This is a genomic window from Streptomyces sp. CO7, from assembly GCF_053474865.1.
On record NZ_JBRIOU010000005.1, the window covers coordinates 192,848 to 198,302 of the forward strand.

Genomic DNA, 5,455 nt, shown 5'->3' on the forward strand with positions numbered 1-5,455 from the left:
GCCCCCGGCAGCGCCCTGGTGCGGAACCTCTACTGGTCCGTCGACCCCTACCACCGCGAGATGATGGACGACCTGCCCGGCGGTTTCGGCCTCGGCGTTCCGCTGGAGGGCCGCACCGTCGGACGGGTCGTGGCCTCCCGGACGCCCGCGCTGGCCGAGGGGGATCTCGTGCTCCACCGGCAGGGGTGGCGCACGCACGCCGTGGTCACGCCCGAGGAGACCCGGCGGCTGCCCCGCGTCGACGGGGTGCCCCCGAGCGTTCACCTGAGCATCCTGGGCGGCACCGGCCTCACCGCCTACGTGGGCCTGACCCGCATCGCCCGGCTCCGGCAGGGCGAGGACCTCTACGTGTCGGGCGCCGCAGGCGGGGTCGGTACCGCCACCGGCCGGTTCGCCCGGCTGCTCGGCGCGGGGCGGATCGTCGGCAGCGCGGGCTCGGCGGCGAAGGTGGACCACCTGGTGCGGGAGGTCGGCTACGACGCCGCCTTCGACTACCACGACGGGCCCGCCGCCGACCTGCTCGGCAAGGTCGCCCCGGACGGGATCGACGTGTTCGTCGACAACGTCGGAGGCGAGCAACTGGCAGCCGCGGTCGGCGCCTTGCGGGAGTTCGGGCGGATCGTGCGGGTGGGCACGATCAGCCGGTACAACAACCCCGACGCGCCGCCGCCGCTCCTGGTGCACGAGGAAGTCGTGGAGAAGAGCCTCCGCATCGAGGGCTTCCTCGTGCGCAACTACCGTGACCTGCAGGAGGAGTTGCACGACTTCGCGGTGCCGCATCTGCGGAGCGGCCGGCTCGTGCCGGACGAGACCGTGGTCGACGGGTTCGAGCACCTCGTGGACGCGTTCCTGGGCATGCTGCACGGCCGCAACGTCGGCAAGATCGTCGTCCGCGACCGTTCGGAGGTCCCGGCCGGAGCGTGACGGCCGACCGGGCCTGTACGGGGTGACCGGGCCTGTGCGGGGCGACCCGGCCTGTGCGGGCGCCGGCGTCACGACGGGCCGGGATCACGACGGGCCCGGGGGGATCGCACGGGGTCCGCGTCCGTTCGGCGGCGTAGCCAGGGTCCAGTTGGTCCGAGGAGTTCCCGGCCACGCCTGCTCGGAGGACATCCAGTGGCTTCTCACCCAGCGATGGTGCGCCACGACACGCCCGCCCGGTCCCGCACCCGACGCGGTGCACCGGCGGGCGACGGAGGCGGGTCGGGGACCCCCGCTCGGCCCCGTGCATTTCCTCCTCGGCGCCCTCACCGCATGGCACGGACGGTGGCGCACAGCAACAAGGACGGCTGAGAAAAGAGAAGGTTGTACGCCGAAATCAAATCGATATCCGCGGCCTGTGCGACTGGTGGGACAACTGAGATGGAAAAAGGTTGTACGGCCCCATCCGCTTGTGACGGGATTTCATCATTCATCGACAAGGACGGCTGAGAAGGCGCAAGGTTGTAGGGCAATGTCTGTGACAAACCCCGCCCATACGGAAGGTGAAGTTGGGGTGGCCGGTGCGTCGGGGATTGCTACAGTCCGAATTCCCCTCGGGGCGTGATCTTGATTTCGCCTTCTTGAGCGGGGCGGTCGTCGGGTCGCCGGCGGCACGATGTGCATTCGGAATGACGTCCCGTGTGACGAGGAGTTATGAGCCAACTGTCGCTGAAAGCCGTGCAGCATCTCACCTGTAAGAAGAGGGACGCCTGGTGGACGGTGTTCCTCGTCGACCCGCTGGCCACCCGCCTGCTGCTGGTCATGGCGAAGTTCCGGTTCATCACCCCCAACGGGGTGACCTGGGCAGCCCTCGTCCTCGGTCTGGCGTCGGCCGGGCTCTTCCTGACCGCGGACCCGGTCCTGCTGGTCGTCGGCGCGGTCGTCTACCACTTCAGCTTCGTGCTCGACTGCGTCGACGGGAAGCTGGCGCGGCTGAAGAACAACGGCTCGCTGTTCGGCGGCTGGCTGGACTACGTCTTCGACCGCATCCGCGTGCTGGCCTGCGCCTTCGGTCTGATGGGCGGTCAGTACCTGCGCACCGGTGAGGGGATGTACCTCGCGGCGGGACTGCTCGTGGTCTTCCTGGACAGCCTCCGGTACCTGGACGCGCTGCAGATCTACAAGATGCGCGCGGGGATGCGCGGCAAGATCAGGAAGACGCTGAAGGCGCGACGCGCCGCCGAGGCCCGTGCCGCGGCCGCCGCGTCCGCCCTCGCCGAGGCGGAGCTGGGCGAGGACGTCGCCGACACGCTGGCCGCCGCCGCGGCCGTCGGTCCCGGGGCCGCGTCGGGCGAGAACGTCGTCTTCATGGAGGACCTGCTCCGCGAGGGTGAGGCCGAGGGCGAGAACGAGTCCGAGGCGCGGGCCGCGGAACTGCGGGCCGGGGTGCTCACCGCGAACAGCCGGCAGGTCATCGACCTGCACACCGGGTTCCACGCCAAGTTCCCCTGGTACACCCGTGTCCGCCGGGCGCTGGTGGACCGCCGGGTCCGGCCCCACCTGGTCAGCGGCATCGAGTTCCAGATGTTCGTCTTCATCGTGGGCCCGCTGATCGGTCAGCTCCTGTGGACCACGGCGGTGGCGGCGGCGCTGATGCTCTCCTTCGAGCTGCTGATCATGTACAAGTTCTGGCTCTCCACGAAGGACTTCAACCGGGTCATGGCCGAGCTGGCCCCCGGCGCGGACAGCAACGCCGGCGTGATCGTGCCGGAGGCGTACAAGAACTACGTGCCGCCGGTGCCGGTCCTGGCCGACGGCGCCGGTTCCACCGGTTCCGCCGGGCAGCCGGTGGTGCCGCTGCAGCAGGACCGCTCGCAGAAGTCGCCGACCTCGGCGTCCTGACCCGGGCGGGCCCCACCCCGGTTCCGCGGTGCCCGAGGACCGCGGCGCCCGAGGACCGCGGCGCCCGGGACGGGAGTGTCGGCCCCGCTCGGCTCTGGCCGCCTGGACGGCGCGGGGCCGACGTGCCGATCCCACCAGCGCGCGCCGCCCCCCGCACGTCCGCGGGGCCGTCCGGGCGACACGCCGGCCGGCCCCGTCAGCAGGTGACCGTGCGCTCGTAGGCGCCGGTGACCGACTCGTGCGCGTAGATCACGGAAGCTCCCGGCGCCAGCGCGTAGCAGGGGCTGTCACCGGCGCCGTCCACCACGACCCTGACCCGCGTCGCGCTCCCGCACTCGTTGGCGAGGTCGACGTCGAACCCCTCGTGGGTGGGGTTGACGTAGGGCTGCACGCAGGCCGGAGCGGTGCGGGCCGCGGCCGAGGCCGGGTCGGAGGGCCAGAGGGCGGCGGCGGTGGCTCCGACGGTGAGGGTGGCGGCGGCGATCACGGCGGTCCGACGGGCCGTCAGCCGCACGGTGCGCTCGCTGGGCTGTGTGGGGGACATGGGCACGCTCGCTTCCTGGGAGGCGGTCGAGGTGGCTCCATCCTCCGGCGGCCCCCGGACGGCGGCATCCGCGCTGGGCGGAACGGGTGACAGGCACGCCCCGGACCTGCGGCGACGCCTCCGCCCTCGCAGCCCCTACGGCAACACGGGAACGCGCCGCACCCCCGGGGCCGTCGCGTCGCCGGACGCGGGGCCCGCGGGGGTGCGGGGCGGAGAAGACGTGACGTCGGCATCGTCGGCGACGTCACGGCGGAACGGTGGAACAGACAGGCAGGACCTGCGGAGCAGCCGGAACCGTCAGTCGTCGTGACCGGCGTTGGCGGTGCCGTAGTTGCCCTCCTCGGAGGTCCACTGGGTGCCGGAGAAGATGTTCGGCGAGTGGTCGTCGTCGTCGGCGGCGACGGCCGTCCCGGCGCCGAGGCCGGCGGCGGCGATGGCGAAGGCGGCCAGAACGGTGGCGGTGGCGCGGCGAACGCGCATGGTTCCTCCTCAGGGATCGGTCCCCGGACGCGGAACGGTCGGGCGGGTTTTCGCGTCCGGTGGACCCATCGCACCAGCCGCAAGCCGCCCGGAGCCGTCGCCGGCCCCGTGTCGCGCCCACCGTTCACCCATCGGACCCATCCCGAGGTGCGACCGGACCACCGGTGTGCCTGGTGCCGCCACCCATCTCGGCTCCGGCCGCCGTCCGGCAGGAGCCGGCGACGACGGGGGCGAGTCCCGGCCGCGGCAGGGCGCCGAGGACGCCAACTCCGACGCCGAGGGGCAGCGCGTCCGTCACTGCACGAGAATGCGCGGCATGTCCACGCCTTCCTCGCGCCCGCGCCCCTTCGACGCCGTGCTCTGCGACCTCGACGGCGTGATACGCCACTGGCCGCCCGCCGACGCCCTCGAGGTGGCCAACGGCCTTCCCGTCGGCGCTCTGGCCGCCGCGGCCTTCGCCCCGGCCCGGCTGCACCCCGCCGTCACCGGCGAGGTCACCGACGAGCAGTGGCGTGCGGCCGTCACCGACGACCTTGCCGCACGCCACGGTTCCAGGCGCCGGGCCGAGGCCACGGTCGCGGACTGGTCGGCCGTTCTGCCGGCGGTCGACGAGGACGTCGTCGCCCTGCTCCGGCAGGTGCGCGAGGTCGCCACCGTCGCCCTGGTCACCAACGCGACCACCCGACTGGAGCGGGACCTGGAGCGGCAGGGCCTCGACGGCCTCGCCGACGTGGTGGTCAACACCGCCCGGATCGGGGTGGCGAAGCCCGACCCGCGCGTCGTCCGCCATGCCGCGGAGCGACTCGGCGTGCCGGTCGGGCGCTGCCTGTTCGTCGACGACACGGAGGCCAACGTGCTGGCGGCCCGGGAGACCGGGATGACCGCGCTGCACCATCGCCGGGCCGCCGACCTGCGCACGGCGCTCGCCCCTCTGCTCGGCGACGTCGGGGCCGCCTGAACCGTTCGTCCGGCCGGGGCAGCGCACGCCTCACGCGCGCGTGCCGACGCCCCCGTCCGGTCCCAGAACGGTGACCGGATCCCCCGCGTCGGCGGCGGCCACGCGGGCTGCCGTCGACGTCGGCCGCCTGCGCGGGGCGCGCGCCGGTGTGGTCAGGACGGCGAGGCAGGCGACGACCAGGAGGATGCCGGCCCAGCCCAGTGCCGGCAGGCGTTCGCCGACCACCAGGACGGCCAGCAGCGCCGCGACCGCGGGCTCCAGGAGGGACAGCGTGGTCGCGGTGCTCGCCGGCACATGGGAGAGACCCCGGCCGAAGAGGACGTAGCCGAGGAACATGGGGACCAGCGCCATGTACGTGCCGACCGCGGCGTTGGACCAGGAGGCCGACAACGGGGCGCCGGTGGCCAGCAGGACCGGCATCAGCAGCAGCCCTCCCAGGCCGAAGACGGCGCCCATGGCCGCGCCCGAGGTGATGCCGCTGCTGATCAGGCGGTGGGCGGCCCAGGAGTACAGGGCGTAGGTGAGACCGGCGGCCAGACCGAGACCGATGCCGAGCAGGGTCGCCGCGGTGGAGTCCGCCCCCGCGCGGCCGGGCCCGGAATCGGTGGCCTGGGCGGCGCAGAGCAGGACCGTGCCGGACAGGCCCAGCG

At 73.2% G+C, this 5,455-nt stretch carries 6 protein-coding genes; 3 read left to right on the plus strand and 3 right to left on the minus strand.

Annotation, left to right across the window (positions count from 1 at the left end; genetic code table 11):
- Both ACOV8S_RS19300 and ACOV8S_RS19305 read left to right on the plus strand, forming a co-directional pair.
- Positions 1–924: zinc-binding dehydrogenase (locus ACOV8S_RS19300; protein WP_448319053.1), on the plus strand; the 924-nt coding region annotated here is incomplete at its 5' end.
- 711 nt (positions 925–1,635) lie between these two features.
- Positions 1,636–2,823, plus strand: coding sequence for a CDP-alcohol phosphatidyltransferase family protein (locus ACOV8S_RS19305; protein WP_448319054.1), 1,188 nt, complete (start codon positions 1,636–1,638; stop codon positions 2,821–2,823).
- A 196-nt stretch (positions 2,824–3,019) separates the two neighbouring features.
- Here ACOV8S_RS19305 and ACOV8S_RS19310 read toward each other — a convergent pair whose 3' ends face one another.
- On the minus strand, positions 3,020–3,367 hold the full coding sequence (locus ACOV8S_RS19310; RefSeq protein WP_448319055.1) for a beta-Ig-H3/fasciclin: 348 nt from the start codon (positions 3,365–3,367) through the stop codon (positions 3,020–3,022).
- Positions 3,368–3,664: 297 nt separating this feature from the next.
- A complete protein-coding gene (locus tag ACOV8S_RS19315) occupies positions 3,665–3,847 on the minus strand; it encodes a hypothetical protein (RefSeq protein WP_448319056.1) in 183 nt (60 codons plus the stop codon).
- 316 nt (positions 3,848–4,163) lie between these two features.
- On the opposite strand from ACOV8S_RS19315, the gene ACOV8S_RS19320 reads away from it, so the two are divergent.
- Complete coding sequence (locus tag ACOV8S_RS19320; RefSeq protein ID WP_448319057.1) at positions 4,164–4,805, plus strand: HAD-IA family hydrolase; 642 nt, start codon at positions 4,164–4,166, stop codon at positions 4,803–4,805.
- 30 nt (positions 4,806–4,835) lie between these two features.
- On the opposite strand, the gene ACOV8S_RS19325 is transcribed toward ACOV8S_RS19320, so the two are convergent.
- Positions 4,836–5,455 (minus strand): DMT family transporter (locus ACOV8S_RS19325; protein WP_448319058.1); only part of this gene is annotated, 620 nt, incomplete at its 5' end.

Excerpts from the sequence above, each read along its gene's own strand:
- ACOV8S_RS19310 (WP_448319055.1), bottom strand. The coding sequence starts at position 3,367 with ATGTCCCCCACACAGCCCAGCGAGCGCACCGTGCGGCTGACGGCCCGT.
- ACOV8S_RS19320 (WP_448319057.1), top strand. The coding sequence starts at position 4,164 with ATGTCCACGCCTTCCTCGCGCCCGCGCCCCTTCGACGCCGTGCTCTGC.
- ACOV8S_RS19315 (WP_448319056.1), bottom strand. The coding sequence starts at position 3,847 with ATGCGCGTTCGCCGCGCCACCGCCACCGTTCTGGCCGCCTTCGCCATC.
- ACOV8S_RS19305 (WP_448319054.1), top strand. The coding sequence starts at position 1,636 with ATGAGCCAACTGTCGCTGAAAGCCGTGCAGCATCTCACCTGTAAGAAG.